The sequence below is a fragment of the Chania multitudinisentens RB-25 genome (genome assembly GCF_000520015.2).
Classification (GTDB): Bacteria; Pseudomonadota; Gammaproteobacteria; order Enterobacterales; family Enterobacteriaceae; genus Chania; species Chania multitudinisentens.
This window is the reverse complement of record NZ_CP007044.2, coordinates 1,499,106-1,515,647: the sequence shown is the minus strand read 5'-3', so window position 1 is coordinate 1,515,647 and position 16,542 is coordinate 1,499,106. Positions and strand designations below refer to the sequence as shown.

The 16,542-nt window shown below is 53.2% G+C and carries 11 protein-coding genes; 1 reads left to right on the top strand and 10 read right to left on the bottom strand.

Going from position 1 to position 16,542, the window contains the following annotated elements; genetic code table 11:
* Positions 1-9: 9 nt before the first annotated feature.
* The 10 genes from Z042_RS06625 to csrD form a co-directional block, all read right to left on the bottom strand.
* Entirely contained in the window at positions 10-1,683 is a 1,674-nt protein-coding gene (locus tag Z042_RS06625) for a ShlB/FhaC/HecB family hemolysin secretion/activation protein (protein ID WP_024913293.1), read from the bottom strand.
* Between the two features lie 273 nt (positions 1,684-1,956).
* Entirely contained in the window at positions 1,957-3,402 is a 1,446-nt protein-coding gene (gene tldD, locus Z042_RS06620; protein ID WP_024913294.1) for a metalloprotease TldD, read from the bottom strand.
* A gap of 6 nt (positions 3,403-3,408) precedes the next feature.
* The gene (gene nit1, locus Z042_RS06615; RefSeq protein WP_024913295.1) at positions 3,409-4,269 is read right to left on the bottom strand and encodes a deaminated glutathione amidase; all 861 of its coding nucleotides are present in this window, start codon (positions 4,267-4,269) and stop codon (positions 3,409-3,411) included.
* Complete coding sequence (gene yhdP, locus Z042_RS06610; RefSeq protein ID WP_024913296.1) at positions 4,266-8,075, bottom strand: AsmA2 domain-containing protein YhdP; 3,810 nt, start codon at positions 8,073-8,075, stop codon at positions 4,266-4,268. Before yhdP ends, nit1 begins: the two co-directional genes overlap by 4 nt.
* A gap of 174 nt (positions 8,076-8,249) precedes the next feature.
* Positions 8,250-9,719 carry a ribonuclease G gene (gene rng, locus Z042_RS06605; protein WP_024913297.1) on the bottom strand — a complete coding sequence of 490 codons (1,470 nt, stop codon included), beginning with the start codon at positions 9,717-9,719 and terminating at the stop codon, positions 8,250-8,252.
* An 88-nt stretch (positions 9,720-9,807) separates the two neighbouring features.
* Entirely contained in the window at positions 9,808-10,392 is a 585-nt protein-coding gene (locus Z042_RS06600) for a Maf family protein (RefSeq protein ID WP_024913298.1), read from the bottom strand.
* A 10-nt stretch (positions 10,393-10,402) separates the two neighbouring features.
* Positions 10,403-10,891, bottom strand: coding sequence for a rod shape-determining protein MreD (gene mreD, locus Z042_RS06595; protein ID WP_024913299.1), 489 nt, complete (start codon positions 10,889-10,891; stop codon positions 10,403-10,405).
* Complete coding sequence (gene mreC, locus Z042_RS06590) at positions 10,888-11,877, bottom strand: rod shape-determining protein MreC (protein ID WP_024913300.1); 990 nt, start codon at positions 11,875-11,877, stop codon at positions 10,888-10,890. Before mreC ends, mreD begins: the two co-directional genes overlap by 4 nt.
* Before the next feature lie 94 nt (positions 11,878-11,971).
* Positions 11,972-13,015, bottom strand: coding sequence for a rod shape-determining protein MreB (mreB, locus tag Z042_RS06585; protein WP_021180765.1), 1,044 nt, complete (start codon positions 13,013-13,015; stop codon positions 11,972-11,974).
* A gap of 323 nt (positions 13,016-13,338) precedes the next feature.
* On the bottom strand, positions 13,339-15,270 hold the full coding sequence (gene csrD, locus Z042_RS06580; RefSeq protein ID WP_024913301.1) for an RNase E specificity factor CsrD: 1,932 nt from the start codon (positions 15,268-15,270) through the stop codon (positions 13,339-13,341).
* 291 nt (positions 15,271-15,561) lie between these two features.
* On the opposite strand from csrD, the gene acuI reads away from it, so the two are divergent.
* Positions 15,562-16,539, top strand: coding sequence for an acrylyl-CoA reductase (NADPH) (acuI, locus tag Z042_RS06575; protein ID WP_024913302.1), 978 nt, complete (start codon positions 15,562-15,564; stop codon positions 16,537-16,539).
* The last annotated feature ends 3 nt before the right edge of the window (positions 16,540-16,542 follow it).

Below are 16,542 nucleotides of genomic sequence, written 5' to 3'. Positions count from 1 at the left end.
AAATTAAAATTAAAGAACAATATTGATGCGGTAATAAACAGAAACCCGGTCCGGCTCCAGCCAACTCGGATGCGACAGCGGCCAGCCAACGGTCAACTGGCTGCCAAAATAACGGTTGCGGCTACCCAGCCCGACCGCACCGCCCCACAGCGTGCCGGAGGCGTAACTGTCTTGTGAGTCGTGGCGCAGGTAACCGCCATCCACGGCAGCCAGCAGGGTGATGTTGCCCAGGTATGGCAGGCTGAACGGCGACCAGTTCACCTCGTTACGCCAGTAACCGCCGTTATCCCCGGACAGATACTGCTCCTTGAAGCCCCGTACCGAGCTTTCTCCGCCAATGGTCAGGCGTTCGCTGCCGTATAGGCGATCCGGCGACCATTGACCGTAAACGCTGGTGAGGTAAGTCCAGTCCTGTGCCAGCGGCAGGTAATAGCTGCTGGAAAGTGAATACTTGTTGAATTCCGCTCTTGGCGCATCGTGGCTTTTGCCACTGTCGTCTTCCGCGCCCAACCACGGCACGCCATGGCTGTAGGTCGGGTTAAACGTCGCAAAACCGTGCCACAGTTTGTGGCTGTGCGTGGCCCCCAACGACAGGCTGGTGAGCTTGCGGCTGCTGCTTTCCAGCCGGGTATCGTTCAGGTAATTGCGATTGATGCGGTGCGTCAGCCCCAACGCCAGGCCAGTTTTTATCTCGCTGTTACGAAACAATACGCGTGACAGGTTGAAGCGGTGGGTTTGGCTGTCGCCGCTGGATTGCCAATCGAAGCCCTGATTATCAATGGTGGAAAGGTAATCACTGTAGGAATAGTTGTAGTCCATCAGCCAGTAACCGTAAGGCAGGCTGAAACCCGCTTGTACGCTGCGTGCGTTGTGATCGTTGGCGAAATCGCTGCTGCGCGCACCGGAGACAAACCACTGATCCGCCAGCCCCAGCAGGTTATTACCGGTCAGCGAACCGTTGATCTGCCCGGTGCCGGTACTTTTCTGCCCGCTGTTGTCAAACCCCAGCCCCAGCATCAGCGGGAACTCCGGGGTAGCAGTCAGGTTAACCACCGAATAACCCGGCTGGCTGCCGGGCAGGATTTCAATCTGTACCGGCTGCTGGCGCAGGCGGTTGATTTGTTCCATACCCTGTTCGATATCACGTAGGTTAAGGATATTGCCTATCAGGCCGGGGAAGGCCATTTTCAGCATCCGGTCGTCGCGTTTATCCAACTGGATTTTCTCCAGTTGGCCCTCTAACACCAGCAGTTTCAGCTCCCCGTGGGACAGATCCTGCTCAGTGAGAAACGCGCGGCTGGTGATATAGCCCCGCGCGATATACCAGTCGGAGATTTGCTGTACCAACGTCTGAATCTGAGCCAGATCCAGGCAGCGTTGTAAATAAGGCTGGGTGAGCGTTTGCCGCGCACGGGCGGGCAAGTGGGTGGCGCCATCAAGGTGGATCGTGTTAATGGTAAAGCAAGGCCCACCGGTAGCCGCTGCTGGCGGAGCCGTTGGGCGCGTAGGCGTTATGCTGCGTTGCAGTTGCTGGCGCTGCTGCTGGTTTTGCTGCAACAGATCACGCTGTTGCTGCTGAATGGTGTCGCGATCTGCCGGGCTAAGCATATTAGCGCTCACGCCAGAACAAAAAGATAAGCACAGCAATATTATTGCTGTGCTCTGTTGAATTCCTGAGCCCATTAAAATAAACCACTTTAATAATTTTGGTGCATTCTAGCGAAATATCTCTGCACCATACAAGCAGCCATTTTACGCTTTAATTACTCAATCAACGAGTAATCAGGAACATTCCCAAGTTGGACAGTTGCAAATAACTGAAAACATTTTTATGTAGTTTCTTTTATTTACCGTAAATAATATCACCAGCCAATTATGCTATAAAATAATCTTTTCTTTGGCTGCCTAAAATATAAAAAGAGGGCTTTCGCCCTCTCTGTGGATCTTTAACCTAAATTACGCGGTGCCACCGACGGTTAAAGAATCCAGTTTCAGCGTTGGCTGGCCGACACCAACCGGCAGGCTCTGCCCTTCCTTGCCGCACACCCCAACACCTTTATCCAGTGCCAGATCGTTACCAACCATCGAAATCTGCTGCATCGCCTCAATACCGGAACCGATCAGCGTTGCGCCTTTAACGGGCTTAGTGATACGGCCCTTTTCGATTAAATAAGCTTCTGAGGTTGAAAACACGAATTTGCCGGAAGTGATATCCACTTGTCCACCGCCAAAATTGGGGGCATACAGGCCGTATTCCACGCTGGCAATAATATCTTCTGGTGTCGACTTCCCTGCCAGCATATAAGTATTAGTCATACGCGGCATTGGCAAATGAGCATAAGATTCACGGCGGCCATTACCGGTGGGTGCAACGCCCATCAAGCGCGCATTAAGTTTATCCTGCATATAACCTTTCAGAATACCGTTCTCGATCAGTACATTATATTGACCCGGCACCCCTTCATCATCAATCGCCAGTGAACCACGGCGGCCCTGAAGAGTACCATCATCCACCACGGTACAAAGTTCGGAAGCCACCAATTGGCCTATCTGGCCGCTGAATACGGATGTACCACGGCGATTGAAATCACCTTCCAATCCATGGCCGACCGCTTCATGCAACAGCACACCTGGCCAACCCGCACCCAGCACCACCGGCATGGTGCCCGCAGGGGCTGCAACAGCCGAAAGATTGATCAACGCCATACGCACCGCTTCTTCGGCAAACGCATCAGCACGCACTTTGCCATCGACGCTTTCCAGAAAATAGTCATAACCAAAACGGCCGCCGCCGCCGCTGGCCCCACGCTCGCGCTTGCCGTCTTCTTCTACCAGCACGCTGACAGAAAACCGCACCAATGGGCGAACATCCGCCGCCAGCGTGCCATCGGTGGCCGCGACCAGCACCTGTTCATAGACACCGGTGATGCTGGCCGTGACTTCCTGCACACGTTTATCGGCAGCGCGCGCAACTTTATCCACCCGGTGCAGCAGGGCAATTTTCTCCTCCCGCGACAGGCTCTGTAATGGATCAAGCAGCGGATACAGCGCTTGGTGGCTGATTTCACCCAACGTCTGGACTTTGCCGTTGCCACTTTCGCGCACAATACTGCGTGCCGCCTGAGCACTCTGGTGCAAAGCATTCAGGGTGATTTGGTCTGCGTAGGCAAAGCCGGTTTTTTCACCGCTGACAGCACGCACGCCAACCCCCTGATCGATATTGTAAGAGCCATCTTTGATAATGCTGTCCTCAATCACCCAGGCTTCATGGTAGCTGGATTGAAAATAGAGATCGGCATAATCGAGGCGCCGTTCAGCCAGTTGACCCAATACGGAGAACAGGTCTTGGTGACTCAGCTTATTTACAGCGAGTAATTGCTCACTGACAAACGTCAGGCTCATAATTTTTCACTCTTTATGTGAGGAGGAGGGTTCAACCGGCGCAATCAGCGACGGCTGGAATCTGTTGTGTTGCATCACCGGCATCTGGGCCCGGATGGTTTTCAACGCGCCAATATCCACACGCACCTTCAATGCGGAGACTCTATCGGCGTTCTCTACCAGCACGTTACCCCAGCCATCAACCGCCATAGAATGGCCCCAGGTGCGGCGAGTGGCTCCATGGCGGCCAACCTGTGCCGGGGCCAGAATCACACACTGGTTCTCAATAGCCCGTGCGCGCAGCAGGATCTCCCAGTGCGCTTCACCAGTGAGGCGGGTAAATGCCGCAGGGATCGAGATCAGCTCTGCCCCTTGTGCGCGCAGCGCCTGATACAAGCCAGGGAAACGTAAATCGTAGCAAATCGTCATCCCCAAACGCCCAACGGGGGTATCAACCACCGTCAATTGCTGGCCATGCTGGTAGGTATCCGACTCACGATAATGCGCATGCATATCGTTGATATCCACGTCAAACATATGCATTTTGTCGTAACGCGCCCGAATTTCACCCTGATCGTCAAATAACAGGCTGCTGGTTGTGATGCGCTGTGGATCTTCACGGCTAATCAGCGGCATAGAGCCCACTAACAGCCATACGCCATAACGGCGGGCCATTTCACGCACCGCCTGTTGTAACGGCCCATCACCTTGACGTTCTGCATGTTCCCGATAGGCCGCCGCGTTGGCAAATAACAACGCGTTTTCCGGCGTCATGACCAGTTTTACCCCTGCATTGAGCTGCTTGATCTGCTGTTCAATCTGGGCCAGGTTATCGCGCACCTGATCGCCACTGCACAGTTGTAACAATGCCACATTAGCATTTTTCATGGCGCCTTCTCCTCTTTTGGCTTACGCAACACTTCATTGATACTGGGCTGATCCAGGCTGCCGCTGATGTCATAGCGAATGAAGGAGATCTTGCTCCACAGCGGCCCCAATACCCTCGAAGCAGCAAACACCGCCGCACCGACAATCGGGTTAATCACAAATGCCGTAGCGACGCCCACCGTGGCCGAAAGCTCAGGGGCTACCACCGCCTGCATATCAATCTGGCGGCGAACCAGATCAACCTGGCCGCTCATGGCAATATCGGCCGACAACCCATCGATAAATAAATTATCTGTATGCATTATGCCATCTTTCGTGCGGATGTTGCCGCGTATGGAGTCAAAGTAGAAACCATTGCCAAACGTATCCCTGAAATCGAATTGCAGCTTGCGCAGCAAGGCGTCAAAACTCACCAACCGCAACAACTGACCAGCCCGACCACCACCAATGTTTTCAATCTCACCTTTGCCCAGATTAATCTTCATGGTGCCATTCAGCGTATTGATTTGCGGTTTCCATGGCCGCCCATGCCAGTACAGATCAAAATCAATCGTGTAGGGTGCGCCTGTCAGCGGAGTAGTGACGCCGAAGAAACTCATGGTTTGATCGAGCCTGCTGCCCAGCAGTTTACCTTGCAGTGCGCTGCGTTCTTCGCGGCTGTTCTGTTTCCATAAGCCAGTCACCGTCATACGGCCCTGGCCGGTATCCACCAGGCCATGCGTCAGAACCAGAGAGTCGCCGTTATTTTTCAGATCGGCTTCCACTCTGCCCAATTTCTGCCCGAGCATCCAACATGATTCACAGCGCAACATGAACGGCGGCCAATCATGGAATTCAATGGCGTCAGCAACCAGCGGGTTGGCAGCGCCTGCAGTATTTTTATCGTCGGAAAACTGCGGGTTATAATAAAGATAGTTGAGATCCGCCCGCCACGTACCCTGAGCAGGCATGTGCAGACTGCCGTCGATTTCATTCCCCTTGGCGGTGATGCTCCTCATGCCCCCAAGCTGTTTCCCCACCGCCAACTGGAGGTTGTGCCACGCTTGCCCACCCAGCAAAAGCTGCGGCGTTTGAAGCGTTATCGCGGTTGGGAAACTGAAATTGCCCACCTTGCCAGCTTCTCCCCCTTGTTTGAACGCGGGTGCCAACAGCGCCAGCCATTGTTCGCCATCCAACGCGGGCAAATTCAGGATCAATGCTTGGTCTTTGGGTAATTCAGGCACCGCGCTGCCACCGGTTTGCCACGCAGCACGCGCCAGCGTTACCTGCTGGTCGGCCAGCAGCCATTCGCTGTTGAAATGATTTTGCTTACCTGCGCTGCCGTTAAGCGTGAATCCATTCAGGCCGCCTTGCACCTTCAGGTTAACGGGCAAAACGTCCCCAGCCGATTTACTGAGTGGTGCGGGTAAGTAACTGCTTACTTTTTTGAGTTCGGCGTTAACCCCCACTTCATAGCTGGGCTCGCCCTGATGCGGCAGCTGGATAGCGATCTGGCTCTGCCATGACGCGCTACCATCAAGAGACTTAGCCACTTCAGGCGGTATCCCAGCCAATTTGGCCGGGTGCCAATCACCTTTCAGTGCCACGTTAACCCGATAATCCGGCTGCCCTTCCTGCGTCGTGAAGTTGATAGCCAGCGGTTGATCAAACCAGTTAGCCGTCAGCGTGTCACTCTCCAGATCCCCGTTGTTGAAGCGGAATTTGCCGGTCACATTCTCCAACTGGCTTGCCAGCGGTTGCACCAACAACGAATTATTACGCAGTGCCACCTCACCGGTTGCCAAGACCTGCCCACCCTGTAACGGGATATCAAGATGTAAGCGCCCACTGACAGGGCCGCCCACCCGCAGTTCATCCAACGCTGCCCCTACCGATTCATCCAGCGGCGTCTGTTTAAAATACTCATGCACTTCCTGCCCGGTTCCAGCGATATCCGCGTCAACAAACAGCTTTTGCTTCAGATAATCCGGGATCACGGCGGTGACATTCCTTCCCGCCACATTACCCAACCGGGTCTGTGGCGCATTCATCCACAGGCCATCGTTGACGAAATCGAGATCGATCGCCAAATCCGCCAAGGCAGGCCACTCCGGTTGGAATTGGAAAGTAGCATGGCGCAACGGGGCATAAACCTGGAACTGCCCGTCTTGCTGCCGGAACGGGAAATGATGTGGATTACCGGCGTAAATCAGTGAGGCGGTATCCACCTGGCCTCCTTGAAGAGCGCCACTCAGATAATCCACCAGCTTCTTACCCATCAGTGGTTCAGGGAAGTAACGCCAGGCATCGGCAGCATCTTTGAGCCGAATGCCAGCGAGAATATCCAGCCGAGGAGCATCGTTGGCCGGTTGCTGATAACGGAAATCGCCATTAATCCACAGCGATTTGGCTTGCACATCCAAATCTTTGCTGGCCAGTTCCCAACCTTGACTGTTGTTCTGCCAGGTTAAGACCCCACTCGCCCGGCTGATTTCCAGCGGTGCGCGAAACATGTCGCCATAAGGCAGCGTGCTGTTATGCAACCCCACCGTCAAACGCCCCTTTTCCACACTGCCGGAGAGTGCCCCAGAAAAATGATCCACTCCCGGCAGCAATTTCCACGGTTGCCAGCTCAGATCCTGCCACTGTGCCTGAAAACGGGTTTTCTCCGGCTGCCGCAGCGGGATATCCAGTGCCAGTGCCTGGAGCTTGCCCTGCGGCTGTAGATCTCTCCAGCGTTCCAACACGTTTGGGCTGAGGAAAGAGAAAGTCGGTAACAAGGCCTCTAGCCGCTCAAGCTGAATACCCGCCGCACGGATACGCAGTTCCTCATTCTGATTGGGCCCCATAAACTGGTTATTTTCCGGCAACCACAGCGCCGTTAAAGTGCCTGCTGACCAGGCTTGCCCGTCGGTTTGCAGGTTATTCAACTGCGGCACATTAACCTGCCAGCCGTGACCTTCGCGGTTTAACGCCAGGGCCAGATTATCCACATCCAAACGATGCGTTGCATCGCCAGCTACCCAACGAGCAACCCCTTGTTTGAGCAAGGCATTGCCGCTATAAATTTCGCCATTCTTGATATTGAGCCAGGCCGCGAGGCTGAAATCAGCACTTTCCAGACCGGTGTTGGCCCGCAACCAGCGGCTAAACCACGGCTTCATGTCGATATCATCGGCCTGCATATAGATCGTACCGGTATTCAGCAGGCCATGCTCATCGCGCATATCCAGGCGCAGTTGCACCACGCCATGCTGCCCATTAAGAGTAGAAAGGCTAATCTGCCCCTCAGCACGGTGGCGGTTATCGCTGTTCAGCCAGGTTAATTGCGGGATGTGGAATTCGGCGCGTTCCCCTGATGGGGTGAGGAAAGAGATCCGGCTATCACGCAGATCGAAGTGATCCAGCTGGTAAAGAAACAGATCGCTGATTCTGTTGGGTGCAAGCCCGCCACTGCCCTCACCGCCAAATGCGGCATTGAGATCGAACTGTAATCGGTGGAAGGTCAAATCGCGGAACTGCCAACGCCAATGCAGCAAAGATTGCCACACGTCCAGCGCCAGAGTAAGCCGTTCGATCTGCATCGTGCTATTGGGCAATACCACGCGAATATTACGGGCTTCCAACGTTGGCCCGAAGGTTTCCCAACTGCCCTGCACAAAATCAGCTTCAACGGGAACCTCAGAGATCGCCTGCACTTTCTCCAGCAATTGAGAGCGATAGTTGTTCAGCTCAGGTAACAACAGACGCAACCCGCTGATCAGCAACGCCACAACAACGATTAAAATGGCGCCTGTTGCGAACAGAAGCCTGGGCAGTCGCTTCACGCCTTTCTCCTTGCATCCGTTGCCTTGGCAACGGGAATTGCTTCACTTTTGCCCGTCTCTTTCCCAAAGAAAGAGGCACTGGCGGAGTTCAATATCACTTATTGTTTCCCATTGAACTCACCAGCCGTTTTTCTCTTGCCCTTTGGGGAAAGAGTGGAGATGAGAGAAAACGCCTCACATCATCACAACGTCAAACTGTTCTTGGCTGTACAAGGGTTCAATCTGCACCTTGACCTGTTTACCGACGAAGATTTCCACTTCGGCCATCGCATGGGATTCTTCGCCTTTCAGCGCCTCACCCACCGCCGCTGAAGCGTAAACCAGGAAACGATCGGAATCGTAGGCATGATGTACGCGCACAATCTCACGCATGATCTCATAACAAACGGTTTCCACCGTTTTCAGCGTTCCACGGCCATGACAGGTAGGGCAATCGTGACACAGCACGTGTTCAATGCTTTCACGTGTGCGCTTACGTGTCATTTCCACTAAGCCTAGCTGAGAGAAACCGTTAATTGTGGTTTTAACGCGATCTTTACTCAGCGCTTGCTCCAGCGAGTGCAATACCCGGCGGCGGTGATCTTCATTGTTCATATCAATGAAATCAATGATGATAATCCCCCCCAGATTGCGTAATCGCAGTTGACGGGCAATGGCTTGCGTCGCTTCAATATTGGTATTGAAGATGGTTTCATCAAGATTACGGTGGCCAACAAACGCCCCGGTATTGATATCAACGGTCGTCATGGCTTCGGTTTGATCGATAATCAGGTAACCGCCGGATTTCAGCTCAACCTTGCGTTCCAACGCGCGCTGGATTTCGTTCTCCACATCGAAAAGGTCGAAAATCGGCTGGCTACCAGCGTACAACTCCAGCTTGTTGGTGATATCTGGAATATATTCGCTGGTGAATTCCACCAGTTGGTCATACGTCAGGCGGGAATCAACCCGGATACGATCCAGAGAAGCCCCCGCGAAATCACGCAGAATACGCTGCGCCAACGCCAATTCACCATACAGCTTGTATTTGGTCTGATTGCGCTTTTTGCGCTCCATCACCTTGGTCCACAAGCGTTTAAGAAAGGCAGCATCCTGCGCCAGTTCTTCTTCACCAATCCCTTCTGCTGCGGTACGGATGATAAAACCACCCAAATCGTCGCAATAACCTGCCACGGCACATTTCAACCGCTCGCGTTCGGCTTCGCTTTCAATCCGCTGCGAAACACCCACGTGCGCAGCTCCTGGCATAAACACCAGATAACGTGAAGGCAGGGTGATATCGGTGGTAAGGCGCGCGCCTTTGGTGCCCAGCGGATCTTTCACCACCTGCACCATTAAATCCTGCCCCTGGCGAACCAGTTCAGCAATATCACGCACGTGGAAGTTTTTTTGTTCATCACCCGCCACACATTCGGTGTGCGGCATGATATCGGAAGCATGCAGGAAGGCCGCCTTATCCAGGCCGATATCAACAAAAGCTGCCTGCATCCCCGGCAACACCCGGCTGACACGCCCCTTGTAGATATTGCCGACGATGCCGCGTTTCGCTTCGCGCTCAATATGAATTTCTTGCAGAATGCCACCGTCGATATAGGCAACCCGTGTTTCGGACGGTGTAATATTAACCAATAGCTCAGCTGTCATGCTTTCTCCTCAGAGCCGGTCGATTATGCCTGCCCTGCATTTTTCAGGTTGCTGCGATACGGGCTGCAACGCGAAATTTATGGTGCCATCAACCGGTGTTTACATCCCGTAATGTGGCAAAATGACTGAGCAGCTCATGTGTTTCGACCAACGGTAACCCCATTACCGCATGATAACTCCCCGTTATCGTTCTGACGAAACAACCACCCTTTCCTTGAATTCCATAGGCACCCGCTTTATCCATCGGTTCGCCCGTTGCGATATAATCGCGAATATCCTGTTGTGACAGATTGCGGAATGTCACCTCAGTGACCACCAACTGACACAGGATGTCATGCCGATCGGCAACCGCTACTGCGGTCAGCACCTGATGCCGTTTGCCAGATAAGGCGGCCAGCATCTGGGCCGCATGCGCTTCATCGTGCGGCTTTTCCAACACTTGCCCATTCAGCACCACAATGGTATCTGCACCCAGCACTGGCCGAGGCTGTGGCACTAACGCCACACCCGCCAGGGCTTTCTCCTGCGCCAGGCGGCGAACGTAGTTTTCCGCCGTTTCACCGTTCTGACGCTGTTCTTCGGTATGCGTCAGAATAATGTCAAACGGGATGCCCAACAGGGTCAGCAATTCACGCCGGCGTGGGGAAGCGGATGCAAGGTAAAGCGAAGTCATTGATATAACCTCATTGTACGGCAAACTGGCGGCGGATTTTCCGCATCAACAGGAATAACCACGGCCAGAGCACGCCATTGACCACACTACTCCAGAATACCTCCGGGCGGAAAGAGACGTTGATCACTAAAAACTCAGCCCAGAAGACCACCACATCCATTGCCAACGACAGCAGCACCACGATCAGCGCTTGCTGCCACAGAGCCATATTGCGGAACAGTTGGAATTTGAAGGCAACCAGGTAGGCGATAATCCCCATCGCCAACGCACGCACCCCGAGAGTGGAACCGAAGACCAGATCCATGACCAATCCCAGTACAAACCCCGTACCCACATTGACCCGATGCGGCAACGCCATTACCCAATATGTCAGGATCAGCAGCAGCCAGGATGGCCGGAACATGTAGATTTGCTCTGGCCACGGCATAATTTGCAGCACCAATGCCACCAGAAATGATAACCAGATTATCCAGCGCCCATTGCTGCGATAGCGATTCATCGTGTTGCTCCAGGTTCCGTGCCAGCCGGTGGCACCGTGGTTCCCGTCACGGGAGCAGGTGGCCCCATGGCATCCGCCGCTGGCAGAACCTGTGGCATCATCTGCATCAGGCGTTCATTGGCAACGCGGTGCACTTCATCCGGTGGCAGCGGCATTTCGCCGTTGCGATCCGCCCCCCACAGCAGCAGCAGATAACGCAAACGCTGCAAGCCCGCCGTTGGCCGCGCCTGAATTACGGTATAAGCGCGTTGGTTATCCACTTTCACCGAAGAAACCACCGCGACAGGATAGCCTTCTGGGAAACGCCCCCCCAAACCGGAAGTGACCAACACATCTCCCACGCGGATATCGGTATTCCCCGGCAAATGTTCCAGTTGCAAATCATCAGTGCAACCACTGCCCGCTGCAATCACGCGGATATCATTACGCAGCACCTGAATAGGTAACGCATGCGAAGCATCACAAATCAGCAAAACGCGGCTGGTCATTTTCGCCACTGCTACCACTTGCCCAACCACGCCTTTATCACTGATCACCGGTTGGCCTTCATAAACGCCGTTATCCGAGCCTTTATCGATCACCACCTGATCGCTGTAAGGATCGGAACCCGTTGACATCACCTGCGTAACCATTTTGTGTTCGTCCTGGCGCAGTGGAGAACCTAATAGTTCCCGCAAACGGGCATTTTCCTGCTTGAATTGACCAAGAAGAAGAATATCGCTATTTTTCAGCAGCAGTTCCTGCCGCAAGGCACGGTTTTCCAGCTCAAGCTGTTGGCGGGTAGCCAGCGTTTCTGAAACGCTGTCCAAAACTTTACGCGGCCCATTGGCCAAAAAATAAAAAGGACTGACGGTGGTATCCATATAGGTTCGTATTTTAACGAACGTACCAAGCCGGCTGTCCGCAACGATCAGGGCGATAGCCGCAACCACTGCCAGAAAAAGTCGTAGTTGCAGGGATGGCCCCCTGCTAAAAATCGGCTTCATAAATTATGCGAGTTCCTCGACAACAGAAAGGGGGAACGCACCGGCTTTCATGCGACTACCGTTATCCGATACGATCCCACCAATCTGGGGCTGACTATTCTTCGCTGAACAAATCGCCGCCATGCATGTCGATCATTTCCAACGCTTTACCACCACCACGGGCCACACAGGTAAGTGGATCTTCTGCGACAACCACCGGAATCCCGGTTTCTTCCATCAGCAAACGATCCAGGTTGCGCAGCAACGCGCCACCACCGGTCAGCACCATACCGCGCTCGGAGATATCAGAAGCCAGCTCCGGCGGGCACTGTTCCAGCGCCACCATGACCGCGCTGACAATGCCGGTCAACGGCTCCTGCAAGGCCTCAAGGATTTCATTGGAGTTCATGGTAAAGCCACGCGGCACACCTTCTGCCAGATTGCGGCCACGAACTTCAATTTCGCGCACTTCATCATCGGGGTAGGCTGAGCCGATACCATGTTTGATACGTTCTGCGGTAGCTTCACCGATCAGTGAGCCGTAGTTACGGCGCACATAATTAATGATGGCTTCATCGAAACGATCGCCGCCGATGCGCACAGAAGAGGAATACACCACGCCGTTCAGTGAGATAACGGCAACTTCGGTGGTGCCGCCACCAATATCAACCACCATCGAACCGGTGGCTTCTGATACCGGCAAGCCAGCGCCGATCGCCGCAGCCATCGGTTCTTCAATCAGAAAGACTTCGCGCGCGCCAGCGCCCTGAGCGGACTCACGGATCGCACGGCGTTCAACCTGGGTCGCTCCGACAGGAACACAAACCAGCACGCGCGGGCTTGGGCGCATAAAACTGTTGCTGTGAACCTGTTTGATAAAATGCTGCAACATTTTTTCAGTCACAAAGAAGTCGGCGATAACGCCATCCTTCATCGGACGAATGGCCGCGATATTACCCGGTGTACGCCCCAACATCTGTTTGGCGTCATGGCCCACGGCCGCAACGCTCTTGGGGGAACCAGCACGATCCTGGCGGATCGCCACCACCGACGGTTCGTTCAGTACAATGCCTTGTCCTTTAACATAAATCAGGGTATTGGCGGTACCCAAATCGATGGACAAGTCATTGGAAAACATGCCACGAAATTTCTTAAACATAACGAAAGGATAATCCTGCAAGCTGGGGGCGGAGAATAAAATCCGCCTACTTTACCAACCACACGAAGCAGCGACAAGGCGCAGAAATGTTCTACTTCGGTGAAAAATAGTCTGTGTTGTTTCCGGCCGTCTGCACGGAAAGCGAATATGGGGCCTGAAATCCCGCGTTTAAGATTCAGTTTGCCACCAAGTCAACGTATCAAACGGCGTAACACAGCGCACAAAATTTAACATTTCTCCTGATTGCCAACGGTGGTAAGCACCTATTGACGCCCACAGGAAAAGACAGACTATTCTACGTCAATTTTTACCCGGTCATCAGATTAAACACGATAACGACGCGAATATTTTTTACGACTGACATCGATCGGCTCCGGTGCGGCAAAAAAGTCGCCCTGTCCGCCAAGAATTCCACACTCTTTCAGCGTTTGCCATTCATTGCGAGTACGCACGCCAATCGCAAAAACCTGCGTCTGGGTGCCTTCACACGCGCCGGTCAAACTCTGAGCAAACAGTTGGTTCTCATCACGCCGGTCAATACTCCTCACCAAACCCGGGTGAAGTTTGACAATTTCCACCGGTAAATATTTGATATAAGAAGTACTTACCACGGTCAACCCCGCCTGAGAAACCACCAAACGGCAACCCAGCCCCGAGAACAATCGCAGCACCGGACGCAAACGGTCGATATGTTGACACACTTCTGCCTCAGCAAGTTCAATTAGAATTCGCCGACGGGAACTTTTTTCACACTGTAGCAGGGTGTCACGCACCCAACGCTGAAAACTGCGCTGCAATAATGAATCGACACACAGTGGAAATGCCAGCGTCTCTTCAGGCCAAAGGGATAATAACGGAATTATCCGACTCATATGCTGGCGATCGTAACTTTCTGCCAGCCCGAACTGCTTTATTAGTGGTAAATACTCCGCTGGCAACAGTTCCTGCGTACCATCATGGATCCGGCTCATCACCTTACGGTGGTGCACTTCACCTTCCACCGTGATCACAGGTTGCAAGTAAAGACGCGGCCCGCCGCGAGCCAATACTTGTTCAAGCAAGGTACGCCATTTGACATTGCCGCGCCCCTTTTCTGGCACATCGCTGTCGTAGACATACCAACTATTTTCTCCCTGAAGCGCAGCATGACGCGTGGCTTGTTCGGCGTTATCAATAATTTGTTCGGTGGTTTGCCCACTACGATAGGCAACCACGCCAATATGCAAGAATGCCTCACGATCGATCAGCGTCGTTGAAGGTAATGAATCTATAGCGTTAATCAGCTGCGTGGCAATGCCATCGGCTTCTTTCAAGGTACGGTGCGGCAGCAATACGGTAAAATCGCTGTGAAAATAACGGGCCAGCAATGCATCGGGGTAACGCATGACAAAAGTCGATAACAGGTTCACCAGCGAGTACATCAATTCCTGCACCGTTGCATTACCGTGAATTTCACGCAGCGTATCGAAATCAGGCAGACGCACCATCATGACAATGCCGTGTGCTCCCCCTTCTTCCAACTGCGTCGTCAGCTGATTATCGAAAAACAGACGGTTATTAAGGCCGGTTTTCGCATCCTGTGCGGCAAAAGCACGAATCAGGGTATCGACACGATTGCGCTCCTCGCGCGCCTCGGCCAGATCCGCCAACAGGCGGTCAAGCGCACCACTGACGGTGGCTGGCCACTCACGTACATCCCCCTTGAGCACTTCCTCCCGTTCGCCATTGAGAATACGCCGGGCACGGCGTTCAAGACGATCTTCCCCCTCAGCTTGCTCACGTAACCAACGCAGGCTGAATAACAGGATAGCTATCATAATGATAACTGACAGGATCACCGCCGCCGTAGATTGCAGTGAACGCATATCGGTGATGAAAGGATCAAAATAGGTGATATTCAGCACCGTCCCAGGGTGGTGCATCATGCTCAGCGAAACCTGCCGATGGCCATTGAGTGATTCCCAAGGTTCTTTCTGCACCGGTAACCGATAGGTAAAAAGATTGCTTTTCTCTGTATCAATACTGATGGCAACAATGCCAAGCGGCTGCATCACCAGCGGCAGCCAGCGAGCATATTCTTGAGGGGGTTCATGCAGCATCATCTGATCGAGAGAAACTGCCAATGTTTCGAAACGGCGTTCAATACGCTCCTCAGTGACCTGAAAGAAACTGTATGAACACCCTATCAGCATTAAAAGCATAGCCAGTGCAACGAGCAGGGTGATCAGTGCAGAGAGTTTAGTCGTAAATCTCATCTCCGTGCCTTGTCTGCGATGGTTAAATAAACATTCACCCTTTGATATCTAAAGGCCCCGTTTCAGCTGGAGTAAAAACAACATCCTGATTTAAAAAAATTAAGCAAGCGATCTCTTTATCCTTACTCAATATCAGGTTTAATTGTCACCCTACCAAGCATAAACGATGAAGAAAACCATTAAGCACTATTTTTTTGTTCTTTATCAGAACGCACATTTTTACTATGAATATAGTCAAATAAAACCGACCCAAACATTCATATCAAATATGAAACCATGGAGAAGAGTGACATGCGAGCACTGCTATTGGAACAACAAGGCGAACAAGTTCTGGCGCAGGTCAAAAATATCGACAGTAACCTGCTGCCAGTTGGCGATGTCACGGTTGAAGTCAACTGGTCCAGCCTGAACTATAAAGATGCGTTAGCAATCACGGGGAAGGGCAAGATAATCCGCCACTTCCCCATGGTGCCCGGCATCGATTTTGCTGGCCAAGTTTACAGCAGCCAAGATCAACGCTTCAAAAAGGGCCAAAGCGTGGTGCTCACTGGCTGGGGAGTTGGTGAAAACCATTGGGGAGGGTTGGCCGAACAGGCCCGCGTCTCCGGCGAATGGCTGGTGCCCTTGCCGGCAGGGTTAGATGAGCGCAAAGCGATGATCCTGGGTACTGCGGGTTTTACTGCCATGCTGTGTGTGATGGCGCTGGAGGAAGGTGGGGTGAAACCCGCAGATGGTGATATTCTGGTGACCGGTGCCAGTGGCGGCGTAGGCAGCACGGCGGTTGCCCTGCTCGCCGCGTTGGGCTACAACGTGACGGCTATCAGTGGCCGCGACAGTAATACTGACTATTTGAAATCGCTGGGAGCCAAAGAGGTTCTGCCACGCAGCGATTATATTGAAACACCACGTCCGTTGGAAAAACAACTGTGGGCTGGCGCCATTGATACCGTTGGCGATAAATTGCTGGCGCGGGTTCTAGCACAGATGAATTATAACGCGACCGTTGCCGCTTGCGGCCTGGCCGGTGGCTATCAGTTACCCACTACCGTGATGCCATTTATCCTGCGTAACGTGCGCTTGCAAGGCATAGATTCGGTGCATACCCCCTTTCAGCGCCGCCAAGCCGCCTGGGAGCGTTTGGCCAATATTCTGCCGGAGAGTTTCTATCAGCAAGCAACACAGGAGATTCTGCTTGAAGAAGTACCTGCCGCAGCTGCTGCGCTGATGAACAATAACGTCACTGGCCGCACGCTGGTGAAAATCCGTTGAAAT

What these genes read in the sequence shown, in the direction of transcription:
- Z042_RS06625 (WP_024913293.1), bottom strand. Translation starts at nt 1,683, where the DNA reads ATGGGCTCAGGAATTCAACAGAGCACAGCAATAATATTGCTGTGCTTA.
- tldD (WP_024913294.1), bottom strand. Translation starts at nt 3,402, where the DNA reads ATGAGCCTGACGTTTGTCAGTGAGCAATTACTCGCTGTAAATAAGCTG.
- nit1 (WP_024913295.1), bottom strand. Translation starts at nt 4,269, where the DNA reads ATGAAAAATGCTAATGTGGCATTGTTACAACTGTGCAGTGGCGATCAG.
- rng (WP_024913297.1), bottom strand. Translation starts at nt 9,719, where the DNA reads ATGACAGCTGAGCTATTGGTTAATATTACACCGTCCGAAACACGGGTT.
- Z042_RS06600 (WP_024913298.1), bottom strand. Translation starts at nt 10,392, where the DNA reads ATGACTTCGCTTTACCTTGCATCCGCTTCCCCACGCCGGCGTGAATTG.
- mreD (WP_024913299.1), bottom strand. Translation starts at nt 10,891, where the DNA reads ATGAATCGCTATCGCAGCAATGGGCGCTGGATAATCTGGTTATCATTT.
- mreC (WP_024913300.1), bottom strand. Translation starts at nt 11,877, where the DNA reads ATGAAGCCGATTTTTAGCAGGGGGCCATCCCTGCAACTACGACTTTTT.
- mreB (WP_021180765.1), bottom strand. Translation starts at nt 13,015, where the DNA reads ATGTTTAAGAAATTTCGTGGCATGTTTTCCAATGACTTGTCCATCGAT.
- csrD (WP_024913301.1), bottom strand. Translation starts at nt 15,270, where the DNA reads ATGAGATTTACGACTAAACTCTCTGCACTGATCACCCTGCTCGTTGCA.
- acuI (WP_024913302.1), top strand. Translation starts at nt 15,562, where the DNA reads ATGCGAGCACTGCTATTGGAACAACAAGGCGAACAAGTTCTGGCGCAG.